This window comes from Nonomuraea spiralis (assembly GCF_014648435.1).
GTDB lineage: Bacteria > Actinomycetota > Actinomycetes > Streptosporangiales > Streptosporangiaceae > Nonomuraea > Nonomuraea spiralis.
This window is the reverse complement of sequence record NZ_BMRC01000013.1, coordinates 77,858-94,071: the sequence shown is the minus strand read 5'-3', so window position 1 is coordinate 94,071 and position 16,214 is coordinate 77,858. Positions and strand designations below refer to the sequence as shown.

The window sequence follows — 16,214 nt, the reverse complement described above, 5'->3', positions numbered from 1 at the left end:
TCCCGCCGGACCCGAGGACGAGAGGATCCCCGATGAGGTCCACCTCCCGATGGCTCCCACCGGTCGCCGCCGGAGCGCTGTCCGTCGCCGCCGCCGCGGGCGGCCTCGCACTGGCGCTGCGGGGCGCCGTACCGCTGGCCCTGATCACCGCGCTGTCCGCCCTTCTCACCGGCGTGACGGCCGGGGCGCTGATCCTGGCGCGGCGCCGCGGCGGCCCGCACGTCCCCCTGGCCGCGGTCGCCGACCGGCTGGCCCTCCTGACCGCCACCGAACCCGACGCCGCCCGCCCGTCCCCAGCGCGACCAGGCGCCCCGCCCTTGCCGGGCGCCTCGTCGGCTCCAGAGGTCCCGTCGTTGCCGGGGGTCCCGCCGTTGCCGGTACGGCTCGGGGTGCGGCCCCGGGACAGCGCGGCGGGGCGTACCGTTGCCGACCTCGGCGTGATCTTCACGGAGTCGGCGCCCGGTCCCCTGGTCCTCCTCGGCCCGCCGGGGTCGGGCAAGACGTTCGCGGCGGCCCGGCTGTGCCGTCACCTGGCGGCGGCCCGCGCGCCGGGCGGCCCGGTGCCCGTCCTGATCGAGGCGGGCTCCTGGGACCCGGCTGCCCAGCCCCTGCCGGACTGGATCGCCCTCCAGCTCGCCACCCGGTTCGCGGGGTTCGCCGACGGAGCCGCCGACGGCCTGCTCGGGACCGCCCGGTCGCTGGTCGGCGAGGGGTTCGTACTGCCGATCCTGGACGGGTTCGCGTCCGGCCCGCCCGACCTCGCCGCGCTCGCCGCCGCCCTGCCGGAACGGACCCGCCTGGTGCTCACCTGCCGCACCGGCGACCACCCGCCCCCATGGACCCCGCCGGACGACGCGACCGTCCTCCACCTCCAGCCCCTCGGCCTCGACGAGGTCACCGAGCACCTGAGGTCGACCGCGGGCAACGCCAACTCCCAGCGCCGCTGGCGTCCCGTGTTCGAACGGCTGGCCGCCGCCCCGGACGGCCCGGCGGCCACCGCGTTGACGAGCCCCTTCACGCTGTCCCTCGCGCGCACCCGCTACAACCCTCCCCCCGGCACCCCGTACGACGCCGCGCTCCCCCACCCGGAGGAACTGCTCGACGCCGGGCGGTTCCCCGACCGTGCCGCCGTCGAGAGCCATCTGCTGGAGGCGTACGTGCCGGCGGCCTACCGGTCGGCGGGAGAGACGGACAAGGAACGGATCGCGCGGGACAACCGGGCGCTCGTCGCCCTGGCCCGCGAGCTGGACCGGCGCGGCAGCCTCGACCTGGCCTGGTGGGAACTGCGGCTGGCGGTCGGCAACCCGCGCAAGTACGACCGGTGGATCGTCGGCGTGCTCACCACGCTGGCCGTCCTGCCGTTCGAGCCGCCGGGGACGGCGCTGCTCGTGGGCGTCATCGGGTTCGTCAGCTTCGCGCTGTCCTCCCGCGCCCTGCCGGACACTCTGCTCGACGGACGGCCCAGGAGGCTCGCGCTGCGCCCGCCCGACCGGGCCTCCTTCCTCCGCAACGTGTGGCTGGCGCTCTCCAGCGCCGTGCTGGTCGGCGTGGGCGTGGCCCTTTTCAGGGGGTGGGCGACGGGCCTGGTCGCCGGCGCGGCGATGGGGTTCGCCAACTGGTGGGTCGGGCCGTTGCGGGCCGTCCTCGGCTTCGACGACGCCGCCGACGTCCGCGCGGTCACCCCGCGCCGGGCCGTGGCCCAGGACCGGTGGCTCACGCTGGCGCAGACGTCCGAGGCCACGGTCACCGGGGCGCTGGTCGGCTACGCCATGCAGGTCGTGCCGGGCCACGGGATCCCGCTCGGCGTCTGCATCGGGGCCGTCGCGCTGTTGCGGGGGGCGTGGGGCCGGTTCGTGATGGCCCGGCTGTGGTGGCGGTTCCGTCAGGCGACCCCGCTGCGGATGCTGGCCTTCCTGGAACGTGCCGAGCGCAACCAGGTGCTGGTCCGCTCGGGCGCCGTCTACCGGTTCCGGCACACGGCCATCCAGCACCACCTGGCCGGCGCCCGTACCCCCGCACCCGCACCGCCCACGCCCACGCCCACGCCCACCGTGGCAACCGAACCGCCGGCGGGACCACCCGCACACCGGCCGCTGGCGCAGTTGCGGGGCGGCATCACCAAGCTGGCGGCCACGCCGGACCGGCGTTTCCTGGTCACCGGCGGGACCGGCGTCGCCGTCCTGGTCTGGGACCTCGACGACCTGAACGGCCCCGCCGTCGTCGCGGTCACCCACTCCCGCTGGAACACCTCGCCACCGCCCCTGCGCTCCTTCGCGATCCAGGCGGGCGGCGACCTGCTGGCCACCGGCGGCATCGACGGCACGATCGGGCTGCACGCCTTCGGCACGCCCGCCGACCCCCGTCCGATCGCCGCGTTGCGCGCCCACCGCGAGGACGTCGCGGGACTCGACTTCCATCCCGGCGAGCCCCTGCTGGCCGCGGCCGGCGGCGACCACGCCGTCACACTGTGGGACGTCACCGACCCCGCCGCCGCCCGCCTGGTCGCCACGCTGCGCTCGCACGGCCGCCCGGTGCGCAGCGTACGTTTCAGCCCGGACGGCTCGTGGTTGCTGACCGGCGGCCGCGACGGCGTCGCGCACCTCTGGGACCTGCGCGAACCGGGCGAACCGCGGCTCCGCCACCGCCTCCCCGGTGACGTGGGCTGGATCTTCGTGACCGCGTTCGACCCCGGCGGCGGCCGTCTGGCGATCGCCGGCCGGTGGGCCCGCCTCACCCTCTGGGACCTGCCGGACACCGGGCCCCCCGTACGGCGGGCCCGCGTCCCGCTCTACGGCTACACGGCGGCCTTCGACGCCGACGGCTCACTGCTGGCCGCCGGTCACCGCAGGGGCGTCGGCCTGTGGCGTTCGGCCGGCGTTCCGGAGCTGGTCACCCACCTGCCCGGCGCCTTCCCGGTCACCGCCGTGGCCTTCCACCCGGCGCGGCGGGCCGTCATCGGCGGCGGGCTCGACGGCTCGCTCGCGCTCTGGACCCTGGACCACGTCGCACCCGGCATTCCCACAGGGAGCACGACATGATCATCGACCTGCTGCACGACCTGCGGACGCGCAACGGCCGGACCAGCATCGTCCTGTTCGACCCGGCGGGAGGGCTCCTGGTCGCCGGCGCGTCCAAGGCGATGACCATGTGGGCCGTCGCCGGCGAGGGGCCGCCCGCGCCGCGCGGCTCCGCCCGGCCCGGCCGCGGGCCGCGTTCGGTCACGACGGCCGGGTTCCACCCGCTGTCCCCGGTGCTGGCCACGAACGGCGGGCGGGACAGCGTCGCCTCGTTCTGGTCGTGGGAGGACGGCCCGGGGCTCACGCCCGTCTTCGTGCACCCGTGGAGCGACAAGCGGGCGGCGATGGCCGCCGGGCAGGTGGGCGCCGCGTTCGGCCTCGCGTTCCGGCCGGGCACGGCGACCCTGGCGACCGGTCACATCCAGGGCGCCGTACGGCTGTGGGACGTGCGCGAGCCGGGGCGGCCGTACCGGCTGGGGAGCCTGAAGGTCAGGGCCGCGTACGTCGACGCGCTCACGTTCTCACCCGACGGGTCCACGCTCGCCGTCGCCGACCACGCCGGGAACGTGGACCTGTGGGACGTCTCCGCCAGGTCCGCGCCCGTCATGACCCTGACCGGGGGACGGGCCTCGTACCTGAGCTTCAGTCCCGACGGAGGGATGCTGGCCGCCAACACCCCCTTCTCCGTCGCCCTGTGGGACACCGGCGAGCTGTCCGCCCGGCCCGCCGCGAACCTGGCCCGCGGGCCCGGCGTGCCCACCGGCCTGGCCCGCGCGGTCGCCTTCCATCCCCGGCTGCCGGTCATCGCCTGCGGGGACGCGCAGGGGGCGGTCTCGTTGTGGGAGGTGTCCGAGGTCCGCCGCCCGCGCCTGGTCTCGGTGACGCCCGTTCATCACCGGCCGATCACCACCCTGAGCTTCCACCCGTCCGGGACCCTGCTGGCCGTCGGGGCCCGGGACGGCCTGACCGCCGTGTGGACGTTCGCCGAGTCCTAGGCGGGCGTTCCCGATCAGGCCGGCTTGCGGCCCACCGCGCACAGGTGGTAGTCGCCCTGGATCGGGGAGGGGTCGGTGTCCCGGTCGGGACGCCACTCGCGGGTGTTGACGATGCCCGGCTCCAGCAGGTCGAACCCCTCCATGAGGGCCTCGAACACCGACCGCCTGCGGGCCGTGAACGGCGAGGTCGCGTTGCGGTAGACGGCGCTGACGTCGTCGGCCTTGCTCGGCATGGTGTCGGGGGCCACGTGCGTCAGCACGAGGTGGCTGCCCGCCGGGAGCAGGTCGCGGTAGCGGTGGACGATGCCGACCGGGTCCTCCTCGTCGGTGACGAAGTGCAGCAGCGACACCACGAGCAGCGCGACCGGCCGGGAGAAGTCGAGCACCTGCGCCGCGCGTTCCACGACGGCCTCCGGCCGGCGCAGGTCGCCCTCCTGGACGGTGACGTCGGGCGAGTGGCCGAGCAGGGCGCGGGAGTGGGTCAGGACGACGGAGTCGTTGTCCACGTAGACCACCTTCGCGCCCTCGATCACCTCGTGGACGTGCCCGGCGGTCGGCAGGCCCGACCCGATGTCGAGGTACTGGTCGACGCCCTCCTGCCGGAGGTGGCGCACCGCTCGCTGGAGGAAGGCCCGGCTGTTGCGCGCGTCGCCCCTGATCTCCGGGATGATCGACAACACCTTCTCGGCGGCTTCCCGGTCGGACGCGAAGTTGTCCTTCCCGCCGAGGTAATAGTCGTACATCCGCGCCACGTTGGGCACCGCTGCGCTGACGCCCGGTGGGACTCGGTCACTCATCATGCCCCAAACCTAGACGATCTAGGGCGAACGTTGGGATGATCTCTGCCATGTTAGGTCTCGACGCCTCGACGGGCATCAGCCGGACCAATCTGTGGGCGTGCATGGGTCTGGGGCTCCTGGGCACGGCGGTCATCACCTTCCTGCCGGCCGCCCAGCCGTACCTGCTCACCGACGCGCTGGGGCTGTCCGGCGACGAGCTGGGCCGTACGACGGGATACCTCCAGGTCGCGGCGGAGGTCGCGCTCATCCTGAGCCTGGTCTGGTACGGCGCGCTGGCCGACCGCGTCGGGCGACGGCCGGTCGCCGTCGCGGGCCTGCTGCTGTGCGCGGTCGGCGCCGCGCTCTACCCGTTCGCGGGGAACGTCGCCGTCCTGGTCGTGTTGCGGGTCGTGTTCGCCCTCGGCATCGCCGCCCTGAACGTCACCATGTCCGCGATCACCGCCGACTACGTGCGCGACCACGCGCGCGGCAAGGCGTACGGCTGGCTCGGGCTGTTCAGCGGCATCGGCGCGGTGATCGCCGTCCTGGTGCTGGTACGCCTGCCGAACATGCTGGAGAACGGCGGCATGGCCCCGGCCACGGCCGCCAAGGTGGGCTTCCTGGTGGTCGCCGGGCTCGTGCTGCTGGGCGCGCTGGCCCTGCGCGGCACGCTCGCGCCCGGCCTCGCGGCGCCCGTCGAGCAGCGGGTCGGGCTGACCCGGCTGGTCGGCGAGGGCGTGCGGCTGGCCCGCGACCCCGGCGTTGCGCTGTCGTACGCGGCGTCCTTCGTGGCCAGGGCCGACCTGGCGCTCGTGGCGAGCTTCCTGTCGTTGTGGATCGTCGACTACGCCAAGGCCGTGCGCGGCATGTCCGCCACGGAGGCGCTGGCCAAGAGCGGCGCCATCGTGGGCATCGCGTACATGGTGATCGTGGTGGGCGCGCCGCTGTTCGGCTGGCTCGGCGACCGCATGCGGCGGCAGGACGTGGTGATCCTGGCCCAGGCGCTGGCCGCCGCCGCGTACCTGTCGACGCTGCTGGTCAGCGATCCGCTCGGGCCGGGCATGATGCTGGTGGCGGCGGCCGTCGGGCTGGGCGAGGTCGGCGTCATCACCACGGCGGGCCCGCTGCTGGCCCAGCAGGTGCCGGCCCGCTTCCGGGGGGCCAGCTTCGGCGTCCAGACGCTCTGCGGCGCGATCGGCATCTTCGTCGTCTCCGGGGTCGGCGGCTGGCTGTACGACCTGTGGCGCCCGGCGGCGCCGTTCGCGCTGGCGGGGGCGTGCGGCCTGCTGGTGGCCCTCTTCGGCCTGGTCGTACGCAACCGCGTCACCCCCTCCCCGGACGCCGCCTCCACCACGGACCAGCCGGCCGGGCGCTGAGCTCGTCGTACGGCGGGGCGCCTCCGAGGTCGGAGGCGCCCCTTGTTCTGTCGGGTGTCAGGCGACGAGCCTGCGGTCGGCCGGCCGTACGGTCGCGCGGACGGTGCGGCAGATGCCGGCGATCTGGGCCGCGTCCACCGTGGGCCCGGTCGGCAGGGACAGGACGCGGGCGGCCAGCCCCTCCGCCCGTGGCAGGGGCAGCGGGAAGTGCCGGGCCGGGTCGGACCGGTACGGCTCCACCTGGTGGCAGATGGGCGAGAAGTACCGGCGCGCGTGCACGTTCTCGGCCAGCAGCGCCTCCAGCACGTCGTCCCGCGACGCCCCGGCCACGGCCGCGTCCACCTCGATGACGAGGTACTGGAAGTTGGCCTGCTCGCCGGGCGCCTGGCCGCGTACGACGACGCCCGGCAGCCCGTCGAGCAGTTCCTCGTAGACCCGCTGGTTGCGCCGGTTGGCCTCGACGATCGTGTCGATGGCCTCCATCGAGGTCAGCCCCATGGCCGCGTGGAACTCGCTCATCCGGGCCACCGTCCCGGCCCCGGAGATCTGCCCGGCCGCGTCGATGCCCTGGTTGCGCAGCTCCCTGACCCGCGCGGCCAGGGCGTCGTCGTCGGTGACGATCGCGCCGCCCTCGACGCTGTTGACGAACTTGGTGGCGTGGAAGCTGAAGATCTCGGCGTCGCCGAACGCGCCGATCGGCCTGCCCCGGTAGGTGCAGCCGAGCGCGTGCGCGGCGTCGAACATCAGGACGAGCCCGTGCTCGCGGGCCAGGCCGGTCAGCGCGTCGATGTCGCACGGGTAGCCGAAGACGTGCACGCCGAGTATGCCCCGGGTCCTGGGGCCGATCAGGCGTTCGACGTGCTCGGGGTCGGCGTTGCCGGTGATCTCGTCGGAGTCGCAGAAGACCGGGACGATGCCGATCCACTCCAGCGCGTGGGCGGTCGCCACCCACGTGAAGGAGGGGACGATCACCTCGTCGCCGGCCCGCAGCCCGGCGGCCCTGGCCGCGATCTGGATGCCGGTGGTGGCGTTGCAGGTGGCCACGGCGTGCCGGGCGCCGGTCAGGTCGGCCAGGCGCGCCTCGAACTCGCGGACCAGCGGGCCGTTGTTGGTCAGCCAGAGCCGGTCGAGCACCCCGCCCAGCCGGTCCAGCAGGCGGGCCCGTTCCCCGGCGTTCGGCCGCCCGACGACGAGCGGCTCAGCGAAGGCCATCGCCGGGTCCCTCCTCGCGTACGCCGACGAACAGCCCGGGGCTGTTGGGCCGGCCGTCGGCCAGCTTGAACGCGGGCCTGAACTCGGCCCGGCAGCCGGCCTTCGCGAACGCCTCCAGGTACTGGTCACAGGTGAACAGGCTGGAGTAGAGCACCTCGGAGAACTCCTTGAACCCGGCGGAGTCGGCGACCCTGAACCGCACCTCCAGCCGGCTCTTGTCGCCCTCCCTGCGCGAGTGCGTCATGCGGGAGATGACGAGCCCGTCCTCAGCGAGCGTGTGGCCGCCGACGTGCCCGTCGAGGAAGTTCTCGGGGAAGTACCAGGGCTCGACGACGAGGACGCCGCCGGGCGCCAGGTGGGCCGCCATGCTGCCGATGGCCTCGACCAGCTCGTCGTAGGAGCCCAGCTCGCCGACGGCGTTGCCCATGCAGGTCACGGCGTCGAAGGTGCGTCCGAGGTCGAAGTCGCGCATGTCGCCGGGGTGCAGCGGCACGCCCGGCAGCCGCCGGGCGGCCACCTCGCGCATGTCCGGCGACAGCTCGACCCCTTCGACGTGCTCGAAGATCTGGGCGAACGTCTCCAGGTGGGCGCCGGTGCCGCAGGCCACGTCCAGGAGCGAGGCCGCCTCGGGCGCCCGGGCCTTGACGATGTTCGCCAGCTCCCGGGCCTCGCCCTCGAAGCTCTTGCCGCGGCTGCGGAAGACGCGGTCGTAGTACTCGGCGTGGTCGGATCCGTATTCCATGCAGATCTCCTTCAGGCCACCGCCGGGACGGGCTCGGCCGTCACGACCCTCGGCTGGGGGATGGGGATGATGAATCGGCCGCCGCGGCTCAGGAAGTCCCGTTCCTTGCCGATGATCTCCTCGGCGTAGTTCCAGGCGAGCAGCAGGTAGTAGTCGGGCTCCTGGGCGCGGGCCTGCTCCGGCGAGCAGCACGGGATGCGCGTGCCGGGCAGCAGCCTGCCGTGCTTGAGGCTGGTGGTGTCGCTGCAGAAGCGCACCTCGGCGGGGCCGAGCCCGCAGAACTGCAGCAGGGTGGTGCCCTTGGAGGGCGCGCCGTACCCGGCGACGGTCAGGCCGCGGGCGGCCAGGTCGCGTACGAGGTCGCCGATCTCGGTGATCACCTGGTGGGCGCGTTCGGCGAACTCCAGGTAGGCGGCGTCGGTGTCGAGGCCGCGCTGCCGCTCCAGCGACAGGAGCTGGCCCACGGAGGGGCGGGTGGGGTGGTCCGATCCTTCTCTGGCGGCGAAGACGACGATCGAGCCGCCGTGCACGGCCGCCCGCTCGACGTCCACGATGCGCAGGCCGTGCCGCTGGAACAGGTGGCCGAGCGTGGTGACCGAGTAGTACGACAGGTGCTCGTGGTAGATCGTGTCGAACTGGTTCTCCTCCAGCAGGTCCAGCAGGTACGGGACCTCGATCGCGACCAGCCCGTCGGGAGCCAGTACGGCGGTGGCGCCGTCGAGCACGTTGTGCACGTCGTCGATGTGGGCGAAGCACTGGCGGCCGAGCACCAGCTTGGCCTCGCCCTGCTCGGCGTGGATGCGGCGGCCCTGGTCGCCGCCGAAGAACTCGGGCAGGGTGCGCACGCCGCGGGCGTTGGCGATCGCGGCCAGGTTCTCGGCCGGGTCCACGCCGACGACGCGCTGCCCCTGCTCCTGGAAGAGCCCGAGCTGCAGGCCGATGTTGCTGCCCAGCTCGACGACCAGCTCGCCGGGCGCCAGCGCGGCCCGGCGGGTGCACCAGCCGACGATGCGCCGCATGTGGCCGGTCATCTGGTCGGACTCGGAGGTGACGTACACATAGTGGCGGAACAGCACGTCGGGCCGGATGACGTGCCGGACGGCCATCAGCCGGCAGCCGCGGCACACGATCACGTCCACGGGGTAGGCGGGCTCCTCGGCCGGCAGGTCGGCGGGGTCGAGGAAGCCGTTGGCGAGCGGCACCGACCCGAAGGAGGTGACCTCCAGCCAGTCGTCGCGCCCGCAGACCCGGCACGTGTCAAGACGTCGGACAATGTCCTGCATGGTCTCTCCTCATGATCTTCAGTGGGCGGCCACGGCGAGCTCGCGGTGCTTGAGCGGTTCCCACCACGACCGGTTGTCCCGGTACCAGGCGACGGTCGCGGCCAGGCCGGTCTCGAAGTCCACGGACGGCGCGTAGCCCAGCTCCCGCTCGATCTTGGAGATGTCGAGGGAGTAGCGCAGGTCGTGCCCGGGCCGGTCGGGTACGTGCTCGACCTGGTCCCAGCCCGCCCCGCACGCCTCCAGGAGGCGGGCGGTCAGCTCCAGGTTGCTCAGCTCGCTGCCGCCGCCGATGTGGTAGACCTCGCCGGCCCGCCCGCGGTCGAGGACCATGCGGATGGCCCGGCAGTGGTCGGAGACGTGCAGCCAGTCGCGCCGGTTGCCGCCGTCGCCGTACAGGGGGACGCGGCGGCCTTCGAGCAGGTTGGTCACGAACAGCGGGATGACCTTCTCGGGGAACTGGTAGTGGCCGTAGTTGTTGGTGCACCGGGTGATCACGACGTCCAGGCCGAGCGTGCGGTGGAAGGCCAGCGCGAGCAGGTCCGAGCCGGCCTTGGAGGCCGCGTACGGCACGTTCGGCGCGAGCGGCGTCTCCTCGGTCCACGAGCCCTCGCTGATGGAGCCGTACACCTCGTCGGTGGAGACGTGCACGAACCGGCCGACGCCGTGCCGCAGGGCCGCCTCCAGCAGGGTCTGGGTGCCGAGGACGTTGGAGAGCACGAAGCCGGTGGCGCTGACGATCGACCGGTCGACGTGCGTCTCGGCGGCGAAGTGCACGATCACGTCCTGCCCTGCCACCACCTCGTCGGCCACGAGCGGGTCGGCGGTGTCGCCCTGCACGAAGCGCAGCCCCGGGTGGCCGGCCACCGGGTCGAGGTTCTCCAGGTTGCCGGAATAGGTGAGCTTGTCCAGGACGGTGACCCGCGTGCCCGGCGAGTCCCGCAGCGTGGCTCTGACGAACTCCGAGCCGATGAAACCGGCGCCGCCGGTGACCAGGATCCGCAACTTGTCCGCCTCCTGTCTGAGGGGTCGACGGCTACCGGGCGGCGGCGGTCAGCCGCTCCAGCTCCGCGACGATGTCGGTCGGGCTCGGCGTGGCCAGCCATTCCTCGTGGATGGAGGCCGCGCCCTTGGTGTACGAGGGGTCCTTCAGCACGCGCAGCAGCTCGTCGCGGATCTCGGCCGCGGACTGCGTCTGGTGGTTGATCCGCACGCCGGCGCCGCGCGTGGTGACGTACCGGGAGGTGCGGGTCGAGGTGAGCTGCTTCTGGCACTGGAGCTGCCAGTCGATGCCGTCCTCGACGGGGGTGCCGACGAGCCGGTTGTGCTCGTCGGTGTCGCAGACGAGCTGCGGGACGTTCATGGCCGAGGCGGCCACGAAGGTGCCGATCGAGCCGTGGTGGATGATCGCCGAGCAGGTCGGCAGGAGCTGGTCGAGCGGCACGTAGTCGAACACGCGCACGTTGTCGGGCAGCGGGCCGTCCAGGTCGAGGAGCTGGTTGGCGTCCAGGGTGGCGACGACCTCGATGTCCAGGCCGGCCACGGCCTCCATGAGCTTGGCGGTACGACCCCAGTCGCCCTTGAAGAACGAGCGCATCGACACGCCGAGCGAGATCGCCACCCGCGGCCGGCCCGGCGGTCTCCGCAGCCACTCGGGCACGACACTCGCCCCGGTGTAGGGCACGTACCGGACGGGCAGGCGGCGGACGCCGGTGGGCAGGCTCATCCCGGGCGGGAACGGGTCCACCGTCCAGTCGCCGAGCAGCAGGTTGTCGTCGACCGTGACGCCGTACCTGTCGGCCAGCGGGCCGATGACGCCGGTCATGGGGTTCTCCTCGCCGCTGCCGGCGAACTTCTCCGCGGCCCAGGCGGTGTAGTCGGGTGCCAGCAGCGTACGGGCGTGGGCGGCGCCGCAGACCCGGGCCGCGACCGCGCCGCACGGGAACCAGGGGTCCCACAGCACGAGGTCGGGCCGCCACTCGCGGGCGAACTCGACGACGGCCCGGACGTCCTGGCGCGGCACCGGCGGGTGGTAGTTGCGCATGGTCAGCAGCGCGAAGTGGTAGAAGACATCCCATGGCGGACGTTCCGCCTCGGTGATGCCGAGCGCGGTGACCAGGCGCTCCGACTCCTCGATCGTGGGGATCAGGCCGGCGAACCCGGGGTAGCCGCGATCGTGCACCGACAGCGGCTCGGGCGCGCCGCAGGAGACCGCGGTGAGCCCGGCCGCGTTCACCGACCGGTGGAAGTCGGGCACCGAGACCCCGGTGTCGACGCCCGGCGGCGCCGCCACCACCACCTGGTGCCCGGCCGCCTGCAACGCCCAGGCGTAGGGCACGATCGGCAGGAAGTGCGCCGTCGCGGGGAAGACGGTGAACATCACGCGCATGGCGATCACTCCAGGGGGGAGTCGGGGGCGGCGAGGCCGGCGCGCAGGATCTCGCTGAAGTCGGCCACCATCGTCGCGATCGAGCTCTCCAGGAACAGGTTGCTGTTGTAGGCGAAGTTGCCGAAGATCTCGCCGGAGGGTGCGATGTCGAAGGTGAGCAGCGCGCCGTCGGGGATGTCGGTGCCGTTCGGCTGGTCCAGCAGGCGTTCGCGCACCTCGGCGATCTCCAGGTCGCCGACGCGCTCGCCGTCCAGGCCGGTGGCGAACTGCCAGACCTGGAGGGCGCACAGCGCCTTGCTCTCCAGCGCGGCGTCGGCCATCAGCTCGGGCGCCTCGGCCACGATCTGCAGGAACGGGATCTCGGCGGCGTAGGAGTCCATGCAGGTCCTCCTGGACCGCTCGACCGCCTCGCGGAAGGTGGCGCAGCCGGCCAGGTCGGTACGCAGCGGCAGGAAGTTGAAGAACGGCCCCACGGTCTCCTGGAACTCCGGCTGCCCGCGGCCCGAGCTGATCACCGGGATGACCAGGTCTCCGGCGCCGGTGATCCGGCCCAGCAGCACGTTGTAGGCGGCCAGCAGCACCATGAACGGCGAGCTGCGCATCGCCTTGGCGTAGCTGATCACCCGTGCGGAGACGTCCTTGGGCAGGGAGAACCGGTGGACCGGGCAGACCTTGGCCAGCCCGGCCGACCTGGCGTGGTCGGTGGGCACGGCCAGCATGCGCGCGCCGCCCAGCCGCTCGCGCCAGAAGTCGCGGGCGGCCTCGGTCTCCGCGCTGCTCGCGGCCTCCTGCTGCCAGGAGGCGTACTCGTGGTAGGGGCGCGGCTGCGGCAGCGGCGGGACGGTGTGCCCGCGGCGCTCGGCGTAGCGGGTGACGATGTCGCGGATGAGCAGCTGCATGGACCAGCCGTCGCCCGCGGTGTGGTGCACGATGAGGGCGAGCACGGCGTCCTCGTCGTCGAAGCGGCCGAGGATGGCACGCAGGTGCGGCAGCTCCTGAAGGCTGTAGGAGCCGGCCTCGACCTCGGTGAGCAGTTCCTCGGCCCGCAGCGCGCGCTCCTCGGGGGCGGCGGCCGGCAGGTCGACCACGAGCAGCCGGGCCGGCTCGGACGGCTGCCGCACCTGGTACGCCTCCCCCTCCCCCCGGGTGATCGTCATGTTCAGGGCGTCGTGCCGGTCGGCCACGTCGTCCATGGCGAGCTGGAGGGTGTCGACGTCGATGCGGCCGCGCAGGCGCCAGCCGACGACGATGTTGTAGCGGGCGCTGAAGGGCCCCTGGGCGTCGCCCTGGTCGAACAGGCGAAGGAAGTGCTGCGTGTAGGACAGGGGGTACCGGATCGCCGGCGGGGAAATGGTCATGCTGCCGCCTCCGTGCGGGCATCGCGTCGGCCGCTGCGCTGGAGCTCCACGGCCCGGTAGAGGGCGCTGATGTTGCCGCCGCCGAAGGAGCGGGCGCCCAGTCGTTCGATGAGTTCGAAGAAGAAGGTGTCGCGGGGGTGGGTCGAGCGGGCGAAGATCTGGTAGAGCTGCCCGTCGTGGTCCTCGTCGACGAGGATGTTGAGCCGTCCGAGGTCCTCCAGCCGGTACTTCACCGGCCGTACCCGTTCGGCGAGCAGGCTGTAGTAGACGTCGGGGGCGGTCAGGAACTCCACCCCGCGGGCGGCGGTCGCCTCCACGGCGGCCACGATGTCGGCGGCGGCCAGCGCCAGGTGCTGCACGCCCGCGCCGCCGTGGTCGCGCAGGAACTCGTCGATGTGGCCGGGCGTCCTGGTGACGTCCGGCTCGATCAGCGTGAACGTCACCTCGCCGCCGTGGCTGCGGACGACCTTGGTGGTCATGGCCTGCGAGCCGACGGCGATGCGTTCGGCGAAGGTGAGCTCGAAGCCGAGCACCCGCCGGTAGAACGCGACGGTGGCGTCGAGCTCCCCGGCCGGGACGCACACGGCCAGGTGGTCCACCTCCAGCAGCCCGAGGTCGGCCCCGGCCTGCTGTCGCGTGTCGCCGAGGAAGCCGGGCAGCGTGCGCTCGCCGGCTCCGGCGAGGCGTTGCACGAACGTGTGCAGCACGTCGCCGAAGCCGTAGATCGCGGCCGTGACGATGCCGTCGCGCTCGGCCGGGGCGGCGAACGGGCGGGCGCCGCGCCGTACCGCCTCGTGGTAGGCGGCCGCGGCGTCAGGCACGCCCAGCGCGACGTCGGCCACGCCGTCGCCGTGCCGGTCGAGGTACCCGGCGCCGGGGTGGGCGGCGGCGATCGGCTGGGTGAGCACGAGCCTGATCCGGTTCACGCCCAGCGCGACCGAGCGGGACAGGGCGTCCCCGGCCGCGGCGTACGGGGCCAGGCCCAGGGTGGCGCCCAGCCGGGCGGACTCGGCCTCCAGGTCGCCGACGTAGAAGCCGAGATGGTCCAGGCGCAGGTCGTTGAAGATCGTCGTGGTGGCCATGGCTATCCGGCGTCCGTACGGGCGGCGTGCGCGCGCGGGCGCAGGTCCGTCCAGTTGGCGTTGACGTACTCGACGCAGGCGTCGCGTACGGCGGGGCCGTGGGCGACCGCCCACCCGGCGGGCACGTCGGCGAAGGCGGGCCACAGGCAGTGCTGGTTCTCCTGGTTGACCAGCACGCGGAAGGCCGCCTCCCGGTCGTCGAATGGGTTGCTCATCTGGTCCCTCTCACTGGGTGCGCGCGCCGGCCTCTAGCCACTCGTCCAGGCCGGCCACGCTCGCCGCGTCGAACAGGTCGCGGATGGTCAGGTTCACGCCGAGCGCCGCGCGGATGCGGCTGACCAGCCGCATCGCCAGCAGCGACTGGACGTCCAGGTCGAAGATGCTGTCGTCGATGCCGACCCGCTCGACGCCGAACACCTCGGCGAACACCGTGCACAGGACCTCCTGGCGCGGGTTGAGCGGCGCGCGGTAGGCCGAGCCCGGCTCGGTGTCGGGGTCGGGCAGGGCCGCGCGGTCCACCTTGCCGTTGGCGGTCAGCGGCAGCGCGTCCAGCACGACGAACGCGGTGGGCACCATGTAGTCCGGCAGCGACGTCTTGACGTGGGCGCGCAGCGCGGCCGGGTCGGGGGCGTCCCCGGCGGGCACGACGTAGGCGACCAGGCGTCTGTCGCCCTGCGCCGACTGCCCGGCCACGACGGCGACGTGGGCCAGCCCGGGATAGGCGCCCAGGACGGCCTCCACCTCGCCGAGCTCCACCCGGAAGCCCAGGATCTTGACCTGGTCGCCGGCCCGCCCGATGAACTCGATCTGCCCGTCGTCGTTGCGCCGGACCAGGTCGCCGGTCCGGTACATGCGCTCGCCGGGCTCCCCGAACGGGTCGGCGACGAACCGCTCGGCGGTCAGGTCGGGGCGGCCGAAGTAGCCCCGGGCCACTCCCCTGCCCGCGATGTACAGCTCGCCCTCCAGGTCGCCGGGGACGGGGCTCAGGCGGTCGTCGAGCACGTAGAGCCGCACGTCCCGCATGGCCCGGCCGACCGGGACGACCGTCCCCAGCTCGTGCCCGGCGGTCATGGGCGAGTGGGTGGAGAACAGGGTCACCTCGGTGGCGCCGTACATGGCCCGCACGGTCGTGTCCGGGCAGGCGGCCAGCACCTGGCGGACCGCGGCCGGGACGATCACGTCGCCGCCGGTGAGCACCTCGCGGACCCCGGCGAGGCAGTCGGCCCCCTCCTCGGCCACGACGCGGAAGAGCCCGGCGGTCAGGTGCAGGCCGGTGATCTCCTCCTCGCGGATCAGCCGGCGCAGGGTGTCGAGGTCCGGCTCGCCGGGCGGCGCCACGACGATCCGGCCGCCGTGCAGCAGCGGCACCCACAGCTCGTACGTCGAGACGTTGAACGCGTACGGCGCGACCATGAGCACGCGCTCGTGGGCGCCGGTGTCCCAGCAGGGGTCGAGGGCCAGGCCGAGCACGTCCCAGTGGGTGACCGCCACGCCCTTGGGGTGTCCGGTCGAGCCCGAGGTGTAGATGACGTAGGCCAGGTCGCCGGGCCCGGTGGTGTCCTCGGGGGCGGTGGCGGGCTCGCCGGCCAGGGCGTCGGCCGGGTCGTCGGCGAGCACGACCGCCGGGGCCGACGGCAGGCCCTCGCCGGCCTTGGTACGGTCGGCGACCAGGACGGGCGTCCCGGACGAGTCGACGATCCACTGCCGGCGGTCGGCCGGGTAGGCGCTGTGGACGGGCAGGTAGCAGCCGCCCGCCTTGAGGATCGCGAGGAGCGTGACGACCAGCTCGGCCGAGCGTTCCATCAGGACCGCGACCGGGGTCTCGGGGCCGACGCCGAGCCCGCGCAGGCGGTGGGCGAGGCGGTTGGCCCGCTCGTCGAGCTCGCGGTAGGTCAGCCGCACCGGGCCCGCCGACACCGCGACCGCGTCGGGCGTGCGCCTGGCCTGCTCGGCGACGTGTCCGTGCACAGTTGTAGGCGACATC

At 73.5% G+C, this 16,214-nt stretch carries 13 protein-coding genes; 3 read left to right on the top strand and 10 right to left on the bottom strand.

Annotated features, from left to right (window positions below; translation table 11 throughout):
* The first annotated feature begins 32 nt into the window (after positions 1-32).
* Together IEZ27_RS29955 and IEZ27_RS29950 are read left to right on the top strand one after the other, a co-directional pair.
* Positions 33-3,038, top strand: coding sequence for a WD40 repeat domain-containing protein (locus IEZ27_RS29955; RefSeq protein ID WP_189650314.1), 3,006 nt, complete (start codon positions 33-35; stop codon positions 3,036-3,038).
* Positions 3,035-4,012 (top strand): WD40 repeat domain-containing protein, encoded by a 978-nt coding sequence (locus IEZ27_RS29950; protein ID WP_189650313.1) that lies wholly within the window; start codon positions 3,035-3,037, stop codon positions 4,010-4,012. Before IEZ27_RS29955 ends, IEZ27_RS29950 begins: the two co-directional genes overlap by 4 nt.
* Positions 4,013-4,026: 14 nt before the next feature.
* On the opposite strand, the gene IEZ27_RS29945 is transcribed toward IEZ27_RS29950, so the two are convergent.
* Positions 4,027-4,812 (bottom strand): SAM-dependent methyltransferase, encoded by a 786-nt coding sequence (locus IEZ27_RS29945; protein ID WP_125637966.1) that lies wholly within the window; start codon positions 4,810-4,812, stop codon positions 4,027-4,029.
* 47 nt (positions 4,813-4,859) lie between these two features.
* On the opposite strand from IEZ27_RS29945, the gene IEZ27_RS29940 reads away from it, so the two are divergent.
* Positions 4,860-6,167: an MFS transporter gene (locus IEZ27_RS29940; protein ID WP_189650312.1), complete on the top strand. Its 1,308-nt coding sequence runs from the start codon at positions 4,860-4,862 to the stop codon at positions 6,165-6,167.
* Positions 6,168-6,224: 57 nt separating this feature from the next.
* Here IEZ27_RS29940 and IEZ27_RS29935 read toward each other — a convergent pair whose 3' ends face one another.
* From IEZ27_RS29935 to IEZ27_RS29895, 9 genes are read right to left on the bottom strand one after another with little or no spacing between them, the layout of a single operon-like run.
* Positions 6,225-7,379: an aminotransferase class I/II-fold pyridoxal phosphate-dependent enzyme gene (locus tag IEZ27_RS29935; RefSeq protein ID WP_189650311.1), complete on the bottom strand. Its 1,155-nt coding sequence runs from the start codon at positions 7,377-7,379 to the stop codon at positions 6,225-6,227.
* A complete protein-coding gene (locus tag IEZ27_RS29930; RefSeq protein WP_189650310.1) occupies positions 7,366-8,121 on the bottom strand; it encodes a class I SAM-dependent methyltransferase in 756 nt (251 codons plus the stop codon). Before IEZ27_RS29930 ends, IEZ27_RS29935 begins: the two co-directional genes overlap by 14 nt.
* Before the next feature lie 11 nt (positions 8,122-8,132).
* Positions 8,133-9,404, bottom strand: coding sequence for a class I SAM-dependent methyltransferase (locus IEZ27_RS29925; protein ID WP_125637962.1), 1,272 nt, complete (start codon positions 9,402-9,404; stop codon positions 8,133-8,135).
* A gap of 18 nt (positions 9,405-9,422) precedes the next feature.
* Positions 9,423-10,406 carry a dTDP-glucose 4,6-dehydratase gene (gene rfbB, locus IEZ27_RS29920; RefSeq protein WP_189650309.1) on the bottom strand — a complete coding sequence of 328 codons (984 nt, stop codon included), beginning with the start codon at positions 10,404-10,406 and terminating at the stop codon, positions 9,423-9,425.
* A 31-nt stretch (positions 10,407-10,437) separates the two neighbouring features.
* Entirely contained in the window at positions 10,438-11,790 is a 1,353-nt protein-coding gene (locus IEZ27_RS29915; protein ID WP_189650308.1) for a nucleotide disphospho-sugar-binding domain-containing protein, read from the bottom strand.
* A 5-nt stretch (positions 11,791-11,795) separates the two neighbouring features.
* Positions 11,796-13,148: a condensation domain-containing protein gene (locus IEZ27_RS29910; RefSeq protein ID WP_189650307.1), complete on the bottom strand. Its 1,353-nt coding sequence runs from the start codon at positions 13,146-13,148 to the stop codon at positions 11,796-11,798.
* Complete coding sequence (hppD, locus tag IEZ27_RS29905) at positions 13,145-14,230, bottom strand: 4-hydroxyphenylpyruvate dioxygenase (RefSeq protein WP_189650306.1); 1,086 nt, start codon at positions 14,228-14,230, stop codon at positions 13,145-13,147. The genes IEZ27_RS29910 and hppD overlap by 4 nt, the downstream gene beginning before the upstream one ends.
* A 2-nt stretch (positions 14,231-14,232) precedes the next feature.
* Positions 14,233-14,445, bottom strand: coding sequence for an MbtH family protein (locus tag IEZ27_RS29900; protein ID WP_189650305.1), 213 nt, complete (start codon positions 14,443-14,445; stop codon positions 14,233-14,235).
* A 10-nt stretch (positions 14,446-14,455) separates the two neighbouring features.
* Positions 14,456-16,213, bottom strand: a complete 1,758-nt coding sequence (locus tag IEZ27_RS29895; RefSeq protein WP_189650304.1) for a non-ribosomal peptide synthetase — start codon at positions 16,211-16,213, stop codon at positions 14,456-14,458.
* Position 16,214: the final 1 nt, after the last annotated feature.